Raw genomic sequence first — 21,550 nt, forward strand, 5'->3', positions numbered from 1 at the left:
TTTCATGCTTGGGCCGTTCGGGTGAGCTGGTTGGGCGGATTGAACTGGTGTTCGTGCTTCAGCCGATCGGGACGAGGGTGCCTTCGGGGCGCTGGCTGGGGACGAATTGGGCCATCAGGCGCATGGGGGCCGGGTGTGGGGACAGCACGATCGAGGCGAACGGGGTGATCGTGTGGTCGTGGCCGCTGTTCGTCTGGAGGTGGACGCTCACGTGGACGTTTCGGTCCGCTGGGATTTCGAAGGAGACCGAGCCCCAGGAGACTATGTACTGGCGGCCGTCGATGCTGGCTATTGGTGCGTAGGCGCGGACTGTGTGGCCCAGGTGGGGGATTTCCACTGTCAGGAGGCGGCGGGGGCCGTTGTGGTTGTCCACGTACGGGATCACGCCTGGGGTTTTGGAGAGTTCGGTGGTCAATGTGGTCCTCTTCGGGTTTTGGAGGCTGCCGTGCTCCCCCTGCCAACCCGAACGCCGGATTGTTCAACGGCCGTGAGGGCTTGTCAAGGCGGGAAAGCGTGCCTTGACAAGCCCTCACGGCCGCTGATGCGGCTGCGTATCGGGTCGGCAGGGGGGTGTGGTTGCCGGGTTCGGTTGTGGGGTCGGTGCCTCTTTTTAGAACTGGTAGTAGAGGAAGGGGCTGAATGTTCCTGTGGCGATCAGGATTGCCGCGTACAGCAGGCCTGCCGTCATTACTCCTATTCTCAATGCTGTTGCCGGGCGGCTTCTGCTCGACTCCAGCAATGGGCCCGTTACCGGGTGGGCCGGGAGCAAGAACACCGCCATTGCCGCCAGGAGGAGGACCAGGCGCTGGTTGGTGAACGCCTGCTCCACGTTTGCTCCCAGGCCTTCGAAGTCCGGGATCAGCATGTGACCGATCATCGACAGCGCGTGGCCCAGGTCCGGAGACCTGAACAACACCCAGCCGAACACCACCAGCAGCATGGTCAGTGCCCTGCGCAGGTAGCGCTTCCACGGTGTCGCCGGGTCCAGGTCGAGGCCGAACCGGCGCTCGATCACCAGGAGGGCTCCGTGGTAGCAGCCCCACACCAGGAACGTCCACTGGGCTCCGTGCCAGAAGCCCGTCAGCACGAACACTATGCAGAGGTTCCGGTACGTCTTCGCCGCTCCCTGGCGGTTGCCGCCCAAGGGGATGTACACGTAGTCGCGGAACCAGCGGCTCAAGCTCATGTGCCAGCGGCGCCAGAACTCCGTGATCGTCACCGACGAATACGGCCTCCCGAAGTTCTCCGGCAACCGGAACCCCAGCATGCGGCCCAAGCCGATCGCCATGTCCGAGTAGCCCGAGAAGTCGAAGAACAGCTGGAGCGTGTAGCCGATCGCCCCCAGCCACGCCGTCGCGAACGTCATCTGGTCCGGCGGGACCTTGAAACACGCGTCGACCAGGGGACCCAGCGAGTCCGCGATGATCGCCTTCTTGCACAGGCCCAACGCGAACCTGGGGAAGCCCGCCGCGATGTCGTCCAAGCGGTGGGAGCGCTGCTGGGGGAGCTGGTCGGCGATCTCGCGGTAGCGGACGATCGGGCCCGCCACCAGCTGGGGGAACATCGCGATGTACGCCGTGAAGGCCACCGGGTTGCGCAGGGCCTGGCGCTCGCCGCGGTAGATGTCCACCACGTACGAAATGTGGTGGAACGTGTAGAACGAGATGCCGATCGGGACCACCAGGCTCGCCACCGGCACGCTGCCGCCGAACCAGTGGGCCACCGCCGCTATCTGCTGCGTCGCGAAACCCGCGTACTTCCAGATCAGCAGCACCGCGACGTCGAGCGAGACCACCGCGATCAGCATGCGGCGCCGGCGGAGGCCGTGGACGTCCCAGGGGCTCGGGGCCAGCAGGGGCCCCACCAGGAAGTTGACCACCATGCAGCCGAGCAGCAGGAACACGAAGGCGCCGGCGCCGATCGCGTAGAACAGCAGGCTCGCCACCGCGATGATGCCGTTCCGCCAGCTCCGCGGCAGCACCAGCACGGCGATGAGCACCGCCGGCATGAAGTACCACAGGAAGAGCGGCGAAACGAACGACATCGGGTCCCCTCGGTTTATCCGACGGTGACCTTAACCCGACCGGGTGGTCTTCGTCAGACCCGCCCGGCGGCACGGCGGCGGCGTGCCACCTCCGCGAGCAGCACACCCGCCGCCACCGAAGCGTTCAAGCTCTCCACGCCCGCCGCCATCGGGATCGACACCGTCGCGTCGCACGTCTCGCGGACCAGGCGGGACAGGCCGCGGCCCTCCGAACCCAGCACGATGACCAGCGGATCCGCCGCCAGCTCCAGCTCGTCGATGTCCACCGACCCGTCGGCGTCCAGGCCCACCAGCATCAGGCCGTCGTTCGCCCACGCCTTGAGCTGCCGGGTCAGGTTCGTCGCCACCGCGATCGGCAGCTTCGCCGCCGTGCCCGCGCTCGTCCGCCACGCCACCGCCGTCATCCCCGCGCTGCGCCGCTCCGGGAGCAGCACGCCGTGGGCGCCGAACGCGGCCGCCGAGCGGATCACCGCACCCAGGTTCCGCGGGTCGGTGACGCCGTCGAGCGCGACGAACAGCGGCACCTCGCCCGAGTTGCGGGCCACCGCCATCAGGTCGTCCGGGTGGGCGTACTCGAACGGCGGGACCTGCAGGCCCAGGCCCTGGTGCACGGCCCGGTTCGTCTTGCGGTCCAGCTCCTCGCGCGGGATCTCCAGGATCGAGATGCCCTTGTCGCCTGCCAGCCGGACCGCGTCGTTGACCCGGTCGTCGATCTCGATGTTCAGCGCGACGTACAACGCCGTCGCCGGGACACCGGCGCGCAGCGCCTCGACCACCGGGTTGCGCCCGGCGATCAGCTCCGGCTTGTCGGCCTTCTTCTGCCGGGCCGCGTCACGCTTGGTCTGGGCGTTCGCCTGGCGGTAGGCCTTGTGCCCGGGACGGTCCTCCGCCTTCGGGGTCGGGCCCTTGCCTTCGAGGGCCTTGCGGCGCTGACCGCCCGAGCCGACGACGGCACCCTTCTTGGTGCCCGCCTTGCGGATCGCGCCCTGGCGCCGCGAGTTGCCTGCCATGGTGAAAGTTTCCTTGCGTTGTAACGAGATCAGTCGGACTTCACAGTCCACTGCGGACCGTTGGGGGTGTCCTCCACCACGATGCCCGCCTGGGAGAGGCGGTCACGGGCGGCGTCCGCGCGGGCGAAGTCCTTCTCGGCCCGGGCTTGCTGGCGCTCGGCCAGCAGCCCTTCGACGATCCGGGACAGCGCTTCTTTGGTGGGCGTTTCGGAACCGCCCGCCTCGGACCAGCGCGCGGACAGCGGGTCGAGGCCGAGCACGTCGGTCATCGCGCGGACGGCCGCGGCGAATTCGAGTGCCTTGGAGGTGTCGCCCGCGTCGAGGGCGGCGTTACCGTCCCGGACCGTGGTGTGGACCACGGCGAACGCCTGCGGGGTGGCGAGGTCGTCGTCGAGGGCGTTCGCGAACGCCTCCGGGATGGTGCCGACGCCGACCGGGCCCGACTGCGCCGCGCGGCGCAGGAACGTCTCGATCCGCCGGTAGCCCTGCGCGGCCTCGGAGACCGCCGCGTCGGAGTACTCGATCGTCGACCGGTAGTGCGGCTGGACCAGGTAGTACCGCAGTTCGGGGGCCCGGTAGCGCTCCAGCATCGCGGGGATCGACACGGTGTTGCCCAGCGACTTCGACATCTTCTCGCCCGACATGGTCACCCACGCGTTGTGCAGCCAGAACCGCGCGAAGGCGTCGCCCGCCGCGTTGGACTGGGCGCGCTCGTTCTCGTGGTGCGGGAAGACCAGGTCGATGCCGCCGCCGTGGATGTCGAACTCCGCGCCGAGGTACGCCGTGGCCATCGCCGAGCACTCCAGGTGCCAGCCCGGCCTGCCGTGTCCCCACGGCGTCGGCCACGACGGCTCGCCCGGCTTCGCGCTCTTCCACATGGTGAAGTCGCGCGGGTCGCGCTTGCCGCGGGTCGGCGTCTCGCCCTGCTGGACGTCCTCCAGGACCTGGCCGGACAGCTTCCCGTAGCCGTCGAACGACTTCACCGAGAAGTAGACGTCGCCGTCCGCGACGTAGCCGTGGCCGCCCTCGATGAGGCGTTCCATCAGCTCGACCATCTGGGTGACGTGCCCGGTCGCGCGCGGGTTGATCGACGGCGGCAGGCAGCCCAGCTGCTCGTACGCGGTCTCGAAGGCGCGCTCGTGCGTCGCGCCCCACTCCCACCACGGCCGCTCGTGCTCGGCGGCCTTGGTCAGGATCTTGTCGTCGATGTCCGTGACGTTGCGGACCAGCAGCACGTCCAGTCCACTGTAGACGAGCCAGCGGCGCAGGACGTCGTAGTTCAGGACGCCGCGGACGTGCCCGATGTGCGGCACGCCCTGCACGGTGGCCCCACACACGTAGATCGACGCCGTTCCGCTACGGACGGGGTGGAACTCCCGTACGCTCCGGGTCGCCGTGTCGAAGAGGTGAAGGGTCACCCTCAAAGGGTACGGGGTCGGGGGTGAGCGACGTCGCAGGCCCTCAGCCGACGCCGAACCCGCGCAACGCCGTGAGCAGGGCGTCCGGCCGTTCGGCCGTGGGCAGCGGGTCGACCAGCGCGAATTCGCAGCCCAGCGCCCGGGCACCGCCGTCGGCCTCTTCGCTGTCGCCGACCATCAGCGTCTCGGTGGCCGGGACGCCGAGGGCTTCGACGGCCTTGCGGAAGATCTCCAGCTCCGGTTTGATCGCCCCGACCTCGAAGGACAGCACGAATTCGTCGACGTAGGCGTCCCACCCGCGGGCGGTGAAGGCGGGCCGGATGTCGAAGGCGATGTTGCTCAGCACGCCGACCTTGAGGCCACGCTCGGAGGCCGCCTTCAACGCGGCCTCGGTGTCCGGGTACGGCGTCCACTGGCTGGGATCGATGAGCCGGTCGTACAGCGCCTTCGCCTGGTCCGCGCGCGGGACGCCGGACTTCTTCAGCACCTCGAGGTACACCTTCCGGTGCAGCTCGGGGTCGCGGTCGCGGTGGTGCCAGGCGTGCAGGTGCTCGGCGTCCAGCTCGACGACCTGGCCGACCGGCGCGGTCATCCGGCGCATCAGCTCGGCCTGCGCTTCGATGTCGAGCGGGTCGCCGTTGTGGTTCGTCAGCTCGGTGAGCCAGGACTCGTCCTGCTCGAGCCGGAACAGCGTGCCGGAGAAGTCGAACAACACCGCCCTGATCGTCATGGTCACCAGCCTAGCGAGGCCGCGGGCCCGGAAGAGGCGCCCGCGACCCGCGTCACGTCACGCGGCGTAGCCGGTGACCTTGTCCGGGACCACGCGCACGACCACCCGGACGACCTCCGGCGGCTCGGTGCGGAAGTCCTTGCCGTCGTACTTGTGCGACAGCTCGTTGATCAGCTCCCGGCCGCCTTCTTCGGTGATCTCGGCGCGGCCGCGGACCTCGACGTACTTGAGCGGGTCGGCGAGGTCGAAGACGGACAGCGAGACTCGCGGGTCGCGCCGCAGGTTCCGCTCCTTGAGCCGGCCGCGGACGGTCGCGAAGAGGACGGCGTCGCCGTCTCGCTTGGCCCAGACCACGGAGGTCTGGACCGAGCCGTCGGCGTTGATGGTGGCGACCACCGGGAAGTTCTTGCCGTCGAAGAGGGCCTTGGTGGCCTCGTTGAAAGTCACACCCATGGTCTGGACCCTATTTCACGTTGCCGGCGATCTTGTCGGTTTTCAGCCGCACGACCACCCGCTGGACGTCGGCGCCCTCGGGCGGCGGGTCCTGGGCGAGGTACTTGTGGCTGCGCGCCGTGGGCGCCGGCGGGCGGGCCGCGAGGGCGGGGTGGCGACATGGGTTCGGCTCGGTGACCGCGATTTTCAGCCTGATCGCCGCGCAGCAGGCGGACCGCGGCCGATGTTCCGACCGTTGCCGACGGGGCACTCCGCCTCGCCCGCGCGCGCCCACCCTCCCTGGGGGAACCCCCACGTCCAGTCTATCGGGGCCGGGTGACGAAAGCGGGAAAAGTCACAGCCGGCGCCCACCTTGTCCACACCTCGGCCGGGTTGTGGACAAGTCGCCGAACCGGCGCCGGCGGGGTCCTATTCCGTGGCGAGGAGCAACGCCGTGGCGAAGGCCGCGATGCCCTCGCCGCGTCCGGTCAGGCCCAAGCCGTCCGACGTCGTGCCGGACACGCTCACCGGGCCGCCCACCGCCTCCGACAGCACCTTCTGCGCCTCGTCGCGCCGCTTGCCCACCCGCGGGGCGTTGCCCACGATCTGGACCGTGGCGTTGCCCACCCGCCAGCCCGCCGCCTCGACCAGGCCGCGGACCTCGGCCAGCATGTCGGTGCCGTGCGCGCCGTCCATCCGGGGATCGCCGGTGCCGAACACCGCGCCCAGGTCGCCGAGGCCGGCCGCGGACAGCAGGGCGTCGCACAGGGCGTGCGCCGCGACGTCGCCGTCCGAATGGCCCGCGCAGCCGTCCGCCTCCGGCCACAGCAGGCCCGCCATCCAGCACTCGCGGCCCTTCTCGACCGGGTGGACGTCCACGCCGTTGCCGATCCTCACAGCGTCTCCTCGTTCTTCGGTGCCGCCGCGATCGCCTCGGCCAGTGACAGTTCGAACTCGCTGGTGACGCGCATCGCGTCGGGGTGGCCGGGGACCGTCGCCGCCCCGGTGGGCGCGAGGTCCGGCCGGAAGGCCTCGAGGGCGTAGCCCACGGGCGTCTGGAGGGTGCGCAGCCGGGCGCGGTCCTCGGTGCCGACGATCAGCGATGCGGCGTCGGTCACCTTCACCGTGTCGGCCATCGGCAGCACCGGGACGACGACCGGTGCGCCGTCACGGACCGCGCCGATCACCTCACGCACGGTGTGCGCAGGAATGAAGGCCCGCAGCGCGTCGTGGAGGAGTACAACTGAATCACGGGCGAGATCGGGCTCGACGGCGGCGAAGGCCTGCCGGAGCGAGCCGGGTACCACCCGGCAGGCGAGGCCGCGCACGGCCTCGGAAAACGACGAAGCACACCGCTGGGGGGCCGCCACGAGAACCAGATCGATCTCCGGTACGTCGAGCAGCCCCCGCACGGTGTGCGTGAGTAGCGCCTCACCATGGACCGGCGTGAGAGCTGACTCTCCGTCGGAGGCATGATGTGCAACGGTCACGATCGCGGCGACGTTCATCGGTACGCGATCGTAGAGGCACCCGCCCTCCCGCAGGGCAGGACGCCTGGGGGTTGAGAGCCTTGTTCAGCCGTCGGCCGGGGCAACGGTCACCGCGGGCGGGTGGCCTGCGGCACGTAGCGCCGTCCTGACCCGAACAAGATTCTCAGACCGTCGCGGTTTCCAGAACTTCGTCGAGGAGGACCTCAGCCTTGTCCTCGTCGGTGCCCTCCGCGAGCGCGAGCTCGCTGACCAGAATTTGCCGCGCCTTCGCCAGCATGCGCTTCTCGCCGGCTGAAAGTCCGCGGTCCTTCTCTCGCCGCCAGAGGTCGCGCACCACTTCGGCCACCTTGTTCACATCGCCGGAGGCGAGCTTCTCGAGGTTGGCCTTGTACCGACGAGACCAGTTGGTGGGCTCTTCGGTGTGCGGAGCACGCAGAACGTCGAAGACCTTGTCCAGTCCTTCTTGCCCGACGACATCGCGGACGCCGACGATTTCGGCGTTGTCTGCGGGCACGCGAACCGTGAGATCCCCTTGCGCGACCTTGAGGACGAGGTACTTCTTTTCCTCGCCCTTGATCACGCGGGTCTCGATGGCTTCGATGAGTGCGGCACCGTGGTGCGGGTAGACGACGGTCTCTCCGACCTTGAAAACCATGTGTCCTCTGCCCCTTTCGCTGACTCCATCCTAGCACGGGCCGCCAGTGCCCACCTAGCGGGCCGAAACCGTCCTCGCAGGTCAGCGGCCTGGCCGGGGGTTGACAAACGTCCGCCCCCCGTGCTCACGCAGGTAGCGGGGAAGCGTTTCGTCACAGGCCGGGAATTCCTTTGTGGACGGTTGATCTTGGTCGCCGCGCCCCGGCAACGCACACCCGTTCCGCGGCGGAGATCGCCCCCGGCTAGTCTTCGGGGCGACGAGGCCGTGAAAAGGGAAGGACTGCGACGTGAGGCTGCAGAATCGTCGCGTGCTCGGCGCGGGCGTGCTGGCGCTCGGTGCCGCGCTCGTGCTCGCCGGGTGCGGGGCCGGCCAGATCACCCAGACCGACTCGCAGCAGCCCGCGGTCAACGGCACGCACGCCCAGGTCAAGACCATCGAGCTGCGCAACGCCGCCGTCCAGTACCCGAAGTCGGGCCCGGGCTACCCGGCAGGTGCCACCCCGGCGCTGACCCTGACGATCGTCAACAGCGGCGCCCAGGACGACTCGCTCGTCTCGGTGACCACCGAAGACGGCGGCCAGGCGACCATCGCCGGCTCCAAGACCGTCGTCGCGATGCACTCGCTGGTCATCGGCCCGGACGACGCCGTCGAGTCCACGAACGAGGTGCAGGCCACGTCCTCGGCCGCGCCGACGTCCTCGAGCGCCCCGGCCTCCTCGTCGAGCACGCCGACCGGCAGCAGCTCCGCGAGCAACAGCCCGGGCAACCTGACCGCCACGGCCACCTCCGAGGTGCCGTCCTCCGGCCCGGCCGCGACGCCGACCGCGCCGGAGAAGGTCGGCCAGGCCACCGTGACGCTGCCCGCGCTGAAGCAGCCGCTCTGGCCGGGTCAGGTCATCAAGGTCACCTTCGTCTTCCAGAACGCCGGACCGGTCACGGTCGAGCTGCCGGTCGCGGCGCCGGCGCACGCCGAGGAGTAGCCCGGAACCGGTGCCGCCCGGCCGGGCGTCCCGGTTTTGTCGGTGGTCGCCGATAGCCTCGCGGGGTGAAGAAGGGGACCACCTACCGCTGCGGCAGCTGCGGTTACGAAGCGGCCAAGTGGCTGGGCCGGTGTCCGGAGTGCCAGGAATGGGGCTCGTTCGAGGAGCGCGGTGCGCCGGTCAAGCCGGCCATCCAGCGCGTCGCGGCCGGGGCGCCGAGCGCACCGGCGCGGCCGATCGGCGAGGTCGACGTCGAAGCGGCGCGGGCTCGTCGCACCGGCGTCCCCGAGCTCGACCGGGTCCTCGGCGGCGGCCTGGTGCCGGGCGCGGTGGTGCTGCTCGCGGGTGAGCCGGGGGTCGGCAAGTCGACACTGCTGCTCGAGGTCGCCTACCAGTGGGCGAAGACGGTCGACCGGTCCCTGTACGTGACCGGCGAGGAGTCCGCGGGCCAGGTCCGGTTGCGCGCTGAGCGAACGGGCAACGTCCACGACCGGATGTACCTGGCCGCCGAGAGCGACCTTTCGGCCATCCTCGGCCACGTCGACGACGTCAAGCCGGGCGTGCTGATCGTCGACTCGGTGCAGACCATGGCGTCCCCGCAGGTCGACGGCTCACCGGGCGGGGTGACGCAGGTCCGCGCGGTGACGTCCGGGCTGGTCGCGCTGGCCAAGGAGCGCGGGCTGCCGGTGGTGCTGGTGGGGCACGTCACGAAGGACGGCTCGGTGGCCGGCCCGCGCGTGCTGGAGCACCTGGTGGACGTGGTGCTGCAGTTCGAGGGCGACAAGCACTCGACGCTGCGGATGGTCCGCGGCATCAAGAACCGGTTCGGCGCGGCCGACGAGATCGGCTGCTTCGAGCTGCAGGAAGAGGGCATCGTCGGGGTACCGGACCCGTCGGGGCTGTTCATGAGCCGCACGGCCGAGCCGGTGTCGGGCACGGCGATCACGGTCTCGCTGGAGGGCAAGCGGCCGCTGCTGGGCGAGGTGCAGGCCCTGGTGTCGTCGACGGCGGCCCCGCAGCCGCGGCGCGCGGTCAGCGGCCTCGACTCGGCCCGGGTGGCGATGGTACTGGCGGTGCTGGAGAAGCGCGGCGGCCTCAAGCTCGGCGACAAGGACGTCTACGCGGCCACGGTCGGCGGCATGAAGATCACCGAGCCGGGCATCGACCTGGCGCTGGTGCTGGCCCTGACGTCGTCGTTCGAAGACGTGGCCCTGTCACCCCGGCTGGTGTCGGTGGGCGAGGTCGGGCTGGCCGGCGAGATCCGGCGCGTGCCGAGCGTGGGCCGCCGCCTGGCGGAGGCGGCCCGGCTCGGCTTCACGCACGCGCTGGTCCCGCCGGACTCGGGCAAGCCGCCGGCGGGGATCCGGGTACTGGAGGTGGCGAACGTCGCGGACGCGCTGAACGCGGCCAACCACGCGCGCTGATCACCCCGAGGTCCGCGTGATGGCGTAGGAGTACAGCGTGTCCGGCGCGTCGGGCCGCTGCGGGGAGACGGGGAACTTCGTCGTCGTGGTGTTCGGCGCGGCCACGGAGCTCGGCGGCGGCAGGGATGTGGTCAGCGGTATCGCCTTGTTGCGGACCATGGCCAGGGTCGGCACGCTGTCCGCGGCCACCAGCCGCGCCGTCGCCGGGTCGACGAACAGCCGGCGGCCGGTGTCCTTGGCCGCGTAGACGGTGGCGGGCTGCTGGTCCGGCGTGGCCTGGTGGGGTGCGACGTAGATGCCCGGAACGTTCGCCAGTGCGTCCAGCAGCGCGGACCGGACATCGCGGGGTGGCAGACCGGTTTCCAGCACGCTCCGGACCATGCCGAGCATCTCCGTGGCGGAGTGCGCCCGGCCCTTCTGCGGGCCGTCCGTTTCGAGGGTGTCGGTGGACAGCCGCTGGGCCAGCTTCTGCCGGTCGGGGACGAGGGAGGCGATGAAGGCCGCGTCCGGCGTCAGCCAGCTCAGCCGCGGGCCGGGGAACACGCCGGCGGGTCCGTATTCGTCGACGGGCTTGGGCAGCAGTTCGCCGGACCCGTGCGCATCGCCGGTCACCGTCGTGCGCCGGTGCCACACGCCGGTGGGATCGGCCGGAATCCAGAGCTCGATCCGCCGCTGGACCTTGGTCGCCAACCCCGGCACGACATACGTCGACCAGTCGCGCATCTCCGTGTAGTGGAACTCGCCGGGCGCGAGCGGGCGGTCGACGTCGGTGAGCCCCGCCGGCCGGGACGTCTCCGGCGGGTCCGGCGTCCACAGCGCCGCCGCGACTCCGAGGCCGCCGACCAGGGTGACCACGGCCGCGGCCACCGCGAGCCACCGCCACGCCCCGGCCCGGCGCGGCTCCGCGGGCGGAGCCTGCTCGACCCCGGCCGCCGCCAGCAGGGATGCGCGGGCGAACGCGAGGTCGTCGTCCTCGGTCACATCGCTGTTCAGGTCTTCGAGCGCCGCGTCCAGTTCGGCTTCGGACCAGATCTTCCGGACGTTGTCTTCACGCAAGGTCCTGCACCTCCTCTTGGGCCGGGGCGTTCGTCCTGAGCCAGCGTCTGATCCGGTGCAGCCGGGACCGGACGGTACCGGGCGGGATCCCGAGGGCTTCGGCGACCTCGGCAGGCTCCAGCCCGGCCCACGACACGAGCAGCAGCGTGTCGCGGTCGGCCGGGCTGAGCCGGGCCAGCGCGCCGGCCAGCTGGGCCGCCCGCACCTGGGCGTCGACCTGCTCGGCGACGCGGCCGTCGTGGCCGGCGTGACTGCCTTCGCCGGTCCGCGCGAGCCGCGCGGTGGCCTGCAGCCCGCGCAGTTCGGACCGCACGTGGTGGCGCAGCAGGTTGGTGGCGATGCCGTAGAGCCACGACCGGGCGGTCCCCAGCTCGGGGCGGTAGCTCTCCCGCCGCCGCAGCGCGACGAGGAAGGTCTCGGCGACCAGGTCGTTGGCCGGTTCGGGACCGACGCGGCGGGCCAGGTACCGCCGCAGCTGCCCGGCGTGGGCGTCGAAGAGCCGCCCGAACGCCGGCCCGGGCTCGGGTCCGCCCAGGTCCGGGCGGTCGTCCCCCCAGAGCTCCGAACCCTCGTGGATCACCTGCATGCCCCCAGTTGCCCGCAGCGCGCACGAGCGTTCACGCGAACTGTGCCACTCCGGGGCTTCGCCCCGGGCCGGGGGCTTCGCCACCCGGAGCCCCCTCAAGAACCCGACCTTCGTCGTACGCCGTCCAGGGGCGGGTGAGGGACAACCGGCGATCCTTGCCGAGATCATCCCGAAGTGAGGCGCTGGCCAACCGGCGTCACAACTGGGGAAGGACCGTCATGCGCAGATTCCGCCTCGGCTTCGTCACGCTCGTGGCCGCCATGGGGCTCGTCGCCCTGCCCGCCGTGGCGCAAGCCACCACCGAAGCCGTCCTGAACATCCAGTACCAGGTCCAGCAGACCGGATACTGGTGCGGGCCGGCCGCCACGCGGATCGCCATGTCCGCGCGGACGTCGAACCTGCCGAGCCAGGCCACCCTGGCCGCCCAGCTCGGCACCACCACCAACGGCACCGACTGGATCGGCCAGGTCACCGGCGTCCTCAACCGGGACCTCGGCACCTCCTGGTACGAGACCAAGGAGATGCCGAACGACCCGCCCACCCAGGCCCAGCGTGACCTGCTGTGGCGCGACATCGTGCTGGACATCAACAACGGCTACCCGATCGTCGCCAACATCGTCGCGCCCGCGAACAACCACCCGCCTGGCTACCCGAACTACACCGTCTACCACTACTTCACCGTCATCGGGTACGACAGCTCCGACATGACGGTCAAGATCGCCGACCCGGCGAGCTTCGGCGGGAACCAGATCTACTGGCTCACGTTCAACCAGCTCGCGACGCTGATCCCGCCGAAGGGCTACTCCGCCTAGACGCCCAGCAGGCCCCAGTAGACCGCCCATGGCACGAACAGCACGCCCCCGGCCAGCAGCAGGCCGAGCCGGAACCCGCGGGTCCGCCACCACGCCACCGCCGTGCCGATGGTGGCGGCCACCGCGCCCAGTGAAACCAGCTGCAGTGCCAGCCACGGCAGCGGCCGCCCGGCGACCACCGGGCCGAGCCCCTTGCCCGTGCTCAGCTGGATCACGACGTCGACGACCAGGAACCCGAGCACCGCGAGCAACCCGGTGACCGACAGCCAGCGGGCCGGCCGCGCGATCCGGCGGATCAGTCCCGAGCCGAACGCCACCAGCAGCAACACCAGGACGGCGAGCTGCAGCCACGCCGGCTCGTACCAGGACAACGGCGTCACCGCGGTGCTCTGCCGGTCCTGCGGCGGCGGTGCGTCGGCGGTCGAGGCACCGGGCGGGTGCTGCACCCAGCTGCCCACCAGTTCGAGGTAGCCGGGTGCGTACCCGGGCAGCTTGTCGAAGCCGTCCGTGGTCCGGCGCAGCTGGTGCTGCGCGTCCGGGAAGACCCGCAAGGTGTGGTGGGCCACCGAATCCCGGAAGATCCGGACCGCTTCACCCGGCGGCGTCAGGACGTCCTTCGCGCCCCATAGCCCGAGTACCGGCTGGCGGAGGCTCTTCAGCACCGGTACCGGGTCGTAGTGCGGCTCCGGGAACACCCCGCCGCCGGCGAGCTGGCGGAGCATCGTCGACGACGCCATCGGCACGATCGACCCGGTCATCCCCAGCCGCCGCAACTGGTTCTCCACCGCCCACGACTGCTGCCGTGCCGGCTCGACGCCGTTCGCGCCCAGCGTCACGACGAAGGCGACGTCCGGAGAACGCGAAGCCGCCAGCGGCGCCACCCAGCCGCCTTCGCTCAGCCCCCAGACGCCGACCCGGGCCGGATCGACGTCCGATCGCTTGCGCAGCGCGGAAACCGCGGCCAGCGCGTCGTCCGCCAGCGTGGCGTAGGACCGTTCGAACTGGGAGTAGCCCTCGGTGCGCTTGTCGTAGATGAGCGTCGCGATGCCCTGCCGGGCAAAGGCTTCCGCCTGATCGCGGTAGTCGTCCCGGCTGTGCGCCCCCGAGCCGTGGACCATCACCAGGCCCGGCAGTTTCGTGCCGCCGGGTGGCGCGACGACGGTGCCGTGCAAGGTCACCCCGCCGTTCCGGAACGACACTTCGTCATTGGTCACGTCCGCCGCCGAAACCGGTGGCGCCAACGCCGTGACCGCCAGGATCACCCCGGCCGGTAGAACCCCTCTTCGCATGGAAAACCCCCTGGTGTCATGTCAATCCCCTGGATCAGGGAAGCCGAGCCAGCGCACGAGCACGCGGCGCGCTTCCGGTGACCGGTCGTCCTCGCTCCGCCAGTACCGGCGGAACAGCTCCATGTACTCGTCCCAGAACTGCTTGAGCTCCTCGGTGGTGAGCCAGGTGCCCCCGCGCGCGTAGAGCAGGGCGTCCGGCCAGTCGCCGGGCAGTTCTTCGCGCTGTTCCGCGAACCGGTTGAGCTTCTCGAGGTCGTCCTCGAACCCCTGGCGCTGCATGTCGTCGAACAGCACCCGGGATTCGGCGCTCTGGGCGCTGCGGCGCGGCCAGCGGATGTCCCGCGGGCGCGTCCGCCACCACCGTTCCTTGCCCCGCGCGAGCTCCGGAGCTTCCTCGACGAACCCGAACCGCGCCAGTTCCCGCAGGTGGTAGCTGGTCGCGCCGGTGTTCTCGCCCAGTGCCTTGGCGAGCTTCGTGGCCGTGGCCGGGCCGCCCGACAGGACGCCGAGGATCCGGCGGCGCAGCGGGTGCGTGACGGCCTTCAGTGCGTCCGGATCGAGCTCTTCCGGTGGTGGAGCGCTGGTCATGAGCCCACTGTAGCCATGCAAAGAAGATTGTGCAAAGAAATCTGTGCAACTCGGCGCAGACCGGTGCCCGGTGGCCGAACCGTCTCAAGTGGACTTACCAGATGGGGTGGTCGCTGAACTTCCGGAGCGTCTGCACTGAGGGCCGCACGTAGAACATGCCCGCCAGGAAACCCAGGGTGGCGAAGGCGAGCGTCGAGAACGTCGTGAGCAGGTCCGGGGCGCGCAGGGACGGGCTGTCCGCCCAGACCCGGAACACGATCGGCACCGCGAACGACCCCAGGATCAGCACCAGCGTAAGCACGTAGGTGAACAGCAGCGCGTTGCGGGTCGCCGCCGCGCTGGCCACCACCAGGTAGTCACCGCGGAGGCAGCGGCGGCACGTCAGGACCAGTACCGCGATGGCCAGCACGCCCAGCGGCGGCAGGACCGCCGCCGCCTTGCCCAGCAGGGTGTCCGGGAACGCGTGGCCGTGGACGATGCCCTGGAGGAACGTCGTGAGGCCGAACAGGAGCACCATCCCGGCGATCATCGAGCAGCCGACGACCACCGAGCCCCAGCGCACCCGGACGGCGAACCGCGGGGGCAGCGGCACGAACTCGACCTGGCCGAAGGTCCCCTGCACCCGTCTCACCTCCGAAAGCCGTGAAGGCCACAGTAAGGGACTGACCATCCCTTGTTGTGGCCTTCACGGACTTTCGGACCGAAAGGGCTAACTGGTCGCCAGCAAGTTGGCGCACCGGATCAGCCCGATGTGCGAATACGCCTGCGGGTGGTTGCCGAGCGACCGTTCCGCGATCGGGTCGTACTGCTCCGGCAGCAGGCCGGTCGGGCCGGCCGCCGCCACGATCTGGTCGAACAGCTCCTGGGCCTCGGTGCGCCGCCCGGTGAGCAGGTACGCCTCGATCAGCCACGCCGCGCAGATGTGGAAGCCGCCCTCGCCGCCCGGGAGGCCGTCGTCGCGGCGGTAGCGGTACACAGTGGACCCGCTGCGCAGCTCCGCCTCGATCGCGGTCACCGTGTGCTGGAAGCGCTCGTCGGCCGGGTCGATCAGGCCGGTGAGCCCGACGAACAGGGAGGCCGCGTCCAGGTCCGTGCCGTCGTAGGCCGTGGTGAACGCCTGGACCTCGTCGTTCCAGCCGTGGGTGAGGACGTCCGCCTTGATCTCCTCGCGCAGGCCGGGCCAGTTGCCAGGGATCTCCCGGCCGTACTGCTCGCCCAGCGTGATCGCGCGGTCGATCGTCACCCAGCACATCACCCGCGAGTAGACCCGGTGGCGCGGCACGTGCCGCTCCTCCCAGATCCCGTGGTCCGGCTCGTTCCAGCGCCGCGTCACCGCTTCCGCCATCGCGCGGACCATCTGCCAGTCCTCGTCACGCAGCTCGTGGCGCGCCTCGGCGAGCGTCCGGACGAGCTCGACGACCGGGCCGAAGACGTCCAGCTGCACCTGGTGGTTCGCCAGGTTGCCGACGCGGACCGGGCGCGAACCGGCGTAACCGGGCAGCGATTCGATGACCGCTTCGGCGCCGATGACGCTGCCGGCGAGGGTGTACAGCGGGTGCAGGCGCTCCGGGCCGGCCAGCGTGGCGAGCACGCCGTGCAGCCAGCGCAGGTAGCCCTCGGCCTCTTCGAGCGAGCCCAGGTGCACGAGCTCCCGCACGGTCATCGCGGCGTCGCGGATCCAGCAGTAGCGGTAGTCCCAGTTGCGGACGCCGCCGATCTCCTCCGGCAGCGACGACGTCGCCGCCGCCAGCACGCCGCCGGTGTCGGTGTTGACCAGGCCGCGCAGCGTCAGCGCCGAGCGCAGCACCAGGTCGGTCTGCACCTTGGGCAGCTGCAGCTTCGACGTCCACTCGCTCCAGTAGCGGCCCGCGCGGTCCCGGCGTTCCACTTCGGACAGTTCGTGCGGGCCGAGGTCGGTGGTGCCGCAGCGCAGCTCCAGCACGACCGGCTGGGTCGGCGTCGGCTGCACCAGCGCGGACGCGGTGTCGTGCAGGCCGTCGGAGGTGATGGTCCACTCGACGCCCGGCGAGTAGAGCACGAACGGCTCGGACGTGCCGAGCACCCGCACGCCGCCGTCGGTGACCTCGAGCTTCACCGGCACGCCGCCGAACTCGGGCCGCGGCGCGAACTTGACGCTCGCCACCGCCTCGCCCGAGATCACGCGCACCAGGTCGGTGCGGTGCGGCGCGCTCTCCGGCTCCAGGTAGTCGGTGACGAGCAGGCGCGACCAGCGCGTCTCGACCGTCATCGTGTTCGGCAGGTAGCGCTGGCCGAGCGGGAGGCCGTTGCGGTGCGGCTTGATGGAGAAGTGGCCCGCCCCCTCGCCGCCGAGCAGGTCGGCGAACACCGCGGGCGCGTCCGGGCCGGGGTGGCAGAGCCAGGTCAGCTTCGCGTCCGGCGTCACCAGCGCGACCGAGCGCTCGTTCGCCAGCATCGACAGCCGCTCGATCGGCGGGGCCGACTCGCCGTACAGCCAGTTGCGGCGCTCCTCGAGCAGGAAGCCGAGCACGAGGGCGACGTCGACGGTGTCGGGCACCCGGAACCCGGCGAGGGTCTCGCCGTCGCCGACCTTGATGCCCAGGTCGGGGCCGGACAGCCGGGCGAAGGCCTTCTCGTCGGTGACGTCGTCGCCGAGGAAGATCGCCGCCGTGGCGCCCACCTGGTGGCGGAGGATGTCCAGTGCGCGGCCCTTGTCCGTTTGGACGACCGCCAGCTCGACCACCTCCTTGCCGTCGGTGGTCGACACGCCCTCCCAGGTGGACGGCCCGGCGTGCACGTCGGCGAGCACCCGGCGGCCCGCCTCGTGCTCGGCGCGGCGGACGTGCACCGCGATGCTCGCCGGCTTGACCTCGAGCGACACGCCCGGGACGTCCAGCACGAGTTGTTCGAGCTCGGACTCCAGCCGCCGGTGCAGCTCCCGCGCGTGCTCGTCGAGGGCGTGGATGAAGCCGATGTCGAACTCCGAGCCGTGGCTGCCGACGAGGTTCACCTCGGAGGGCAGCCGCGAGAGCGTGGCCAGGTCCCGCAGCGCCCGGCCGGAGATGACCGCCGTGGTGGTCTCGTGCAGACCGGCGAGCGATCTGAGGGCCCCGACGGACTCGGGCAGCGGGCGTGCCTCGTCCGGGTTGAGCGTGATGGGCGCCAGCGTGCCGTCGTAGTCGCAGGCGACCAGCAGACGCGGAGTACGGGCGATCTGCACGATCGCGCGCCGTAGCTCGGCGGGCAGGGCCTCGGCAGTCAACACTCCTCCTCGGGAGCTCGTGCGTGGTCGTTCGGGTCAGTCGACCGCCTCGGCACCCAGAGCCTGTAGGAAGGAGCGCGCCCAACGATCGACATCGTGCGTGAGGACCTGGCGACGCATGGCGCGCATCCGGCGACGGCCCTCTGCCGGGTCGAGGGTAATGGCAGCCACTAGTGCGTCCTTCACCCCGTCCAGGTCGTGGGGGTTCACGAGGAATGCGCTAGAGAGCTCGGCGGCCGCACCCGCGAACTCGGAAAGCACCAGCGCTCCGCCCAGATCGTGCCGCGCGGCGACGTACTCCTTGCACACCAGGTTCATCCCGTCGCGCAGCGGCGTCACCACCATGACATCGGCAGCCGAGAAGAAGCCGGCCAGTTCGGTGCGGTCCACGGACTGGTGCAAATAGTGCACGACCGGGTGGCCCACCCGGGCGAACTCGCCGTTGATCCGGCCGACCATCTGCTCGATCTCGCCGCGCATCCGCTGGTAGTGCTCGACGCGCTCCCGGCTCGGGGTGGCGAGCTGCACGAACGTGACGTCGTCCGGCTGCAGCCTCCCCTCGTGCAGCAGCTCGTGCAGCGCCTGCAGCCGCAGGTCGATGCCCTTGGTGTAGTCGAGCCGGTCGACGCCGAGCAGGACCGTCTTCGGGTTGCCGAGGTCGCGCCGCAGCTGCGCGGCCCGCTCCTGGACGCCCTTGGTGCGGGCGAGGCTGTCGAGGCCGGCGGCGTCGATGGAGATGGGGAAGGCGCCGACCCGCACGGTCCGGTCGCCGACCTGCATGGTGCCCGGCCGCGACCGGACGCCGACCGCGCCGCGGGTCGACTCGAGGCCGATCAGCTGGCGGCACAGCCACAGGAAGTTCTGCGCCCCGCCCGGGCGGTGGAAGCCGACCAGGTCGGCGCCGGTCAGGCCGCGGATGATCGCCGCGCGCCACGGCATCTGCATGAACAGCTCGACCGGCGGGAACGGGATGTGCAGGAAGAAGCCGATGCGCAGGTCCGGCCGCAGCTCGCGCAGCATCGCCGGCACCAGCTGCAGCTGGTAGTCCTGGATCCACACGGTCGCGCCCTGGGCGGCGACCTCGGCGCTGGCCTGCGCGAACCGGCGGTTCACCTTGACGTAGCTGTTCCACCACGCGCGGTCGAACACCGGGCGCTCGACGACGTCGTGGTAGAGCGGCCAGAGCGTCGCGTTGGAGAAACCTTCGTAGTAGTCGCGGACTTCGTCGGCGCTCAACGAAACCGGGTGCAGCACCAGTCCGTCGTCGTCGAACTCCTCGACGTCGACGTCCGGCACGCCGGGCCAGCCGACCCAGGCGCCCTTCCTCGACCGCAGGAACGGCTCCAGCGCCGACACCAGCCCGCCCGGACTGGCCGTCCACCGGCGTTCGCCCTCGGAAGTGCGTTCGAGGTCCACCGGTAGCCGGTTCGCCACCACGACGAAATCGGCCTGGTTCCCGTTCTCCTTCTGGTCACTCACGTCGCCTGCTCCTCGCGTCCTGGGTCGCGGCCCCAGAGTGAAACCCTATCGCGTGAGCGATGAACATTCGGTGACCGCGGTGTTACTCCAAGCTCCGTTCGGTCGGTTCGAGCGGACCAGCCATGCGAGGTCCGGCGAACCGCCGCTCGAGCCGGCCCAGTCCGGTACGCACCGGCTGGGCCAGCCATTCGCCGAGTACCACGCCCGCTGCCAGGGCAAGCCCGATTGCGACGGCCGTCATGAGCGTGGAGATGTTGCCACTGGGCTCGACGCCGATCTGATACAGACCACGGTAGGTCGACAGGCCGGGAAGCAGCGGAGTGATCCCGGACACGGCGACCACCAGTGGAGTAACGCCGAGCCGCCGCGCGAGCACGCCACCGCAGAACCCGACCAGCGTCGCGGCCACCGCGGACGAGCTGACGCCGTCCAGCTTGGCGAGCATGAGGGAGCCGTAGACGGCGGCGCCGATGCCACCCGCGGCCGCGGCGACCAGCATGGCGCGCATCTTGGAGTAGCTCGCGAGCGCGAAGCAGGCGGCGGCGCCGGCCCCGCCGAGCACGACGAGCGGCAGCTGCTGCGGCGTCGAACCGGGCACCTCGGGCAGCGGCGTGCGCGGCAGGCCGAGCATGACGGCGATCCGCAGCGCGAGCACGACCCCGGCGATCAGGCCGGCCGACATCAGCGCGGTCTCCATGGTCCGGCCGGCGGCGGTGACGTTGTAGCCGGTGATGGCGTCCTGCACGGCCGAGACGGTGGACAGCCCGGACAGCAGCACGGTGACCGCGGCCGCGACGACCAGTGTCGGCTTGTCGGTGGTCAGGACGTTGCTGCTGACGATGACCATGGCCGAGAGCGTGGCGACCAGGCCCCCGATCACCTGCTGGAAGAAGAACGGCAGCCCGTAGCGGTTCACCACCCGCCCGACCCGGTCGATGACCCCGCTGATGACGAAGGCGACGAGCGCGATGTCGAAGCCCCCGCCGAGCAGGATGGTGACGAAGGCGGCGACCCCGCCCCAGGAAAGCGTGGCGACCCAGCGCGGGTAGGGGTGCGGAGCGGAGGTGATCCGCTCCAGCTCGGTCTGCGCCTGCTCGGCCCCCATGTGCCCGCGGACGATCTTGCGGACGAGCTTTTCGGTCTCGGTCAGCCGCGTGTAGTCGAGGCTCCGGCTCCGCACGACCCGCAGCGCGGTGATCGGGGTGAGGTCGGTACCGCGGTGGCAGGTGACGGTGATCGAGGTGAAGATGACGTCGACCTCGCAGTGCGGCAGCCCGAGCGCGCCCGCGATGGCGAGAATGGTCGCGGTGACGTCCGACGCGCCTGCCCCACTGGCCATCTGCACCTCACCGATGCGCAGGGAGAGGTCGAGCACGAAGTTGACGGTGGCTTCATCGGGCAGCTGCGGCCCCATGGCCTCGCCGGCGTCGACGGCGGGGAACTCCCCGGTCGGAGCTTCGAGGACGTGCCAAGGCCTTCTTTTGAGGAGGTTCGGACGGTGGGCCCTCGGCCGTTGCGCGGGAGGTTCGAGGACTGGCCATCTGGTCGCCCGGCCCCCGTTGGTGCGCTCGTTGATCTTCATGATCCATCCACCTCCTCGCTCTGTCCCTCGGACCATCGACAGCCGCCTGCCGACCGTTGCAGTGGCGTCGACCACGTCGCTCCATAGTGGCTTGGAGCTGCTGATCTTGCCTCCTGAGCTGATCACTGCGAGCGGCTCGGTACACTGGTTGCGGCGTCTTGGCGCCAGGCCGGTATAGCTCAGCTGGTAGAGCATCTGTCTTGTAAACAGAAGGTCAGGGGTTCGAGCCCCCTTGCCGGCTCCGCAGGTCAGAGGCCATCCACCACGAAGTGGACGGCCTCTGGCGTCGCCGTGATAGCAGCGAAGTACGGCAATGGCTGATCATCCGGGCTCTCCCTCAAGCGCTTTAGCGTGCCGGAGAATGCGCATGATCACGCGCGGGTGTACGTCCAGGTCGACCAGTTGCGTGCCGCAGGACGGCGCCTGCCGGCGCTTCTCCAGGGCCGCGACGACGATGGATGGCTCGCCGCCCTTGAAGTCGAGCGCCCTCCAGGTGATGCCCAGGATGCTTTGGCAGTCTCGGTGCGAAGTCGTCGGAGGGTGATCCGGCGCCACTCCGCAGTGTCCGCAGACCATGCGGGTGCCGCTGTCGGGGTCGGCGATGGCGGCATCGATCGCCGACAGCGCGGTGTCCAGATCGGGCATGGCAGAGCTACCTCGGGTCGCGCGTGTGCGAGTGGAGCTGGCCGGGCATTTCTGCACTTACTCGGCAGGTTCCAGTGGTTCGCTGGGAAC

General features: G+C 70.5%; 21 protein-coding genes and 1 tRNA gene. 4 read left to right on the forward strand and 18 right to left on the reverse strand.

Features of this window, described 5'->3' with window-relative positions; genetic code table 11:
• Positions 1-58: 58 nt before the first annotated feature.
• The 9 genes from HUT10_RS30845 to HUT10_RS30885 all read right to left on the reverse strand — a co-directional run bounded on the left by HUT10_RS30845 (position 59) and on the right by HUT10_RS30885 (position 7,779).
• A complete protein-coding gene (locus tag HUT10_RS30845; protein ID WP_254897092.1) occupies positions 59-385 on the reverse strand; it encodes a hypothetical protein in 327 nt (108 codons plus the stop codon).
• A 225-nt stretch (positions 386-610) separates the two neighbouring features.
• Entirely contained in the window at positions 611-2,044 is a 1,434-nt protein-coding gene (locus tag HUT10_RS30850; protein WP_176174398.1) for an MBOAT family protein, read from the reverse strand.
• 53 nt (positions 2,045-2,097) lie between these two features.
• Complete coding sequence (gene rlmB, locus HUT10_RS30855) at positions 2,098-3,054, reverse strand: 23S rRNA (guanosine(2251)-2'-O)-methyltransferase RlmB (protein WP_176174399.1); 957 nt, start codon at positions 3,052-3,054, stop codon at positions 2,098-2,100.
• Between the two features lie 29 nt (positions 3,055-3,083).
• On the reverse strand, positions 3,084-4,472 hold the full coding sequence (gene cysS / locus HUT10_RS30860; RefSeq protein WP_176174400.1) for a cysteine--tRNA ligase: 1,389 nt from the start codon (positions 4,470-4,472) through the stop codon (positions 3,084-3,086).
• Between the two features lie 43 nt (positions 4,473-4,515).
• Positions 4,516-5,202 carry an HAD family hydrolase gene (locus HUT10_RS30865; protein WP_176174401.1) on the reverse strand — a complete coding sequence of 229 codons (687 nt, stop codon included), beginning with the start codon at positions 5,200-5,202 and terminating at the stop codon, positions 4,516-4,518.
• Positions 5,203-5,259: 57 nt separating this feature from the next.
• A complete protein-coding gene (locus tag HUT10_RS30870; protein ID WP_176174402.1) occupies positions 5,260-5,655 on the reverse strand; it encodes a PPOX class F420-dependent oxidoreductase in 396 nt (131 codons plus the stop codon).
• Between the two features lie 408 nt (positions 5,656-6,063).
• The gene (ispF, locus tag HUT10_RS30875) at positions 6,064-6,531 is read right to left on the reverse strand and encodes a 2-C-methyl-D-erythritol 2,4-cyclodiphosphate synthase (RefSeq protein ID WP_176174403.1); all 468 of its coding nucleotides are present in this window, start codon (positions 6,529-6,531) and stop codon (positions 6,064-6,066) included.
• A complete protein-coding gene (locus tag HUT10_RS30880; protein WP_176174404.1) occupies positions 6,528-7,142 on the reverse strand; it encodes a 2-C-methyl-D-erythritol 4-phosphate cytidylyltransferase in 615 nt (204 codons plus the stop codon). Before HUT10_RS30880 ends, ispF begins: the two co-directional genes overlap by 4 nt.
• Before the next feature lie 145 nt (positions 7,143-7,287).
• Positions 7,288-7,779 carry a CarD family transcriptional regulator gene (locus HUT10_RS30885; protein WP_004559016.1) on the reverse strand — a complete coding sequence of 164 codons (492 nt, stop codon included), beginning with the start codon at positions 7,777-7,779 and terminating at the stop codon, positions 7,288-7,290.
• A 286-nt stretch (positions 7,780-8,065) separates the two neighbouring features.
• On the opposite strand from HUT10_RS30885, the gene HUT10_RS30890 reads away from it, so the two are divergent.
• A complete protein-coding gene (locus HUT10_RS30890; RefSeq protein ID WP_176174405.1) occupies positions 8,066-8,758 on the forward strand; it encodes a hypothetical protein in 693 nt (230 codons plus the stop codon).
• Between the two features lie 65 nt (positions 8,759-8,823).
• On the forward strand, positions 8,824-10,182 hold the full coding sequence (radA, locus tag HUT10_RS30895; RefSeq protein WP_176174406.1) for a DNA repair protein RadA: 1,359 nt from the start codon (positions 8,824-8,826) through the stop codon (positions 10,180-10,182).
• Here radA and HUT10_RS30900 read toward each other — a convergent pair whose 3' ends face one another.
• A complete protein-coding gene (locus HUT10_RS30900; protein ID WP_176174407.1) occupies positions 10,183-11,238 on the reverse strand; it encodes a CU044_5270 family protein in 1,056 nt (351 codons plus the stop codon).
• The gene (locus HUT10_RS30905) at positions 11,231-11,824 is read right to left on the reverse strand and encodes an RNA polymerase sigma factor (protein ID WP_176174408.1); all 594 of its coding nucleotides are present in this window, start codon (positions 11,822-11,824) and stop codon (positions 11,231-11,233) included. The genes HUT10_RS30900 and HUT10_RS30905 overlap by 8 nt, the downstream gene beginning before the upstream one ends.
• Before the next feature lie 218 nt (positions 11,825-12,042).
• Between HUT10_RS30905 and HUT10_RS30910 the strand changes: the two genes are divergently transcribed.
• Complete coding sequence (locus HUT10_RS30910) at positions 12,043-12,636, forward strand: C39 family peptidase (RefSeq protein ID WP_176174409.1); 594 nt, start codon at positions 12,043-12,045, stop codon at positions 12,634-12,636.
• Here HUT10_RS30910 and HUT10_RS30915 read toward each other — a convergent pair.
• From HUT10_RS30915 to HUT10_RS30940, 6 genes are all read right to left on the reverse strand, one after another.
• On the reverse strand, positions 12,633-13,898 hold the full coding sequence (locus HUT10_RS30915; RefSeq protein ID WP_176178106.1) for a S9 family peptidase: 1,266 nt from the start codon (positions 13,896-13,898) through the stop codon (positions 12,633-12,635). The two genes, HUT10_RS30910 and HUT10_RS30915, sit on opposite strands and share 4 nt — an antisense overlap.
• Before the next feature lie 48 nt (positions 13,899-13,946).
• Entirely contained in the window at positions 13,947-14,513 is a 567-nt protein-coding gene (locus HUT10_RS30920) for a helix-turn-helix transcriptional regulator (RefSeq protein ID WP_176174410.1), read from the reverse strand.
• A 94-nt stretch (positions 14,514-14,607) separates the two neighbouring features.
• Positions 14,608-15,135 (reverse strand): hypothetical protein, encoded by a 528-nt coding sequence (locus HUT10_RS30925; RefSeq protein WP_176174411.1) that lies wholly within the window; start codon positions 15,133-15,135, stop codon positions 14,608-14,610.
• Between the two features lie 87 nt (positions 15,136-15,222).
• On the reverse strand, positions 15,223-17,754 hold the full coding sequence (gene otsB, locus HUT10_RS30930; protein WP_176174412.1) for a trehalose-phosphatase: 2,532 nt from the start codon (positions 17,752-17,754) through the stop codon (positions 15,223-15,225).
• A gap of 36 nt (positions 17,755-17,790) precedes the next feature.
• The gene (locus HUT10_RS30935; protein ID WP_176174413.1) at positions 17,791-19,233 is read right to left on the reverse strand and encodes a trehalose-6-phosphate synthase; all 1,443 of its coding nucleotides are present in this window, start codon (positions 19,231-19,233) and stop codon (positions 17,791-17,793) included.
• A gap of 82 nt (positions 19,234-19,315) precedes the next feature.
• Positions 19,316-20,815, reverse strand: coding sequence for a threonine/serine exporter ThrE family protein (locus tag HUT10_RS30940; RefSeq protein WP_176174414.1), 1,500 nt, complete (start codon positions 20,813-20,815; stop codon positions 19,316-19,318).
• A 168-nt stretch (positions 20,816-20,983) separates the two neighbouring features.
• Here HUT10_RS30940 and HUT10_RS30945 point away from each other — a divergent pair.
• Positions 20,984-21,056: transfer RNA gene (locus HUT10_RS30945), tRNA-Thr, on the forward strand.
• An 80-nt stretch (positions 21,057-21,136) separates the two neighbouring features.
• On the opposite strand, the gene HUT10_RS30950 is transcribed toward HUT10_RS30945, so the two are convergent.
• On the reverse strand, positions 21,137-21,460 hold the full coding sequence (locus tag HUT10_RS30950) for a hypothetical protein (RefSeq protein ID WP_176169280.1): 324 nt from the start codon (positions 21,458-21,460) through the stop codon (positions 21,137-21,139).
• Positions 21,461-21,550: the final 90 nt, after the last annotated feature.

It is taken from the genome of Amycolatopsis sp. Hca4 (assembly GCF_013364075.1).
Classification (GTDB): domain Bacteria; phylum Actinomycetota; class Actinomycetes; order Mycobacteriales; family Pseudonocardiaceae; genus Amycolatopsis.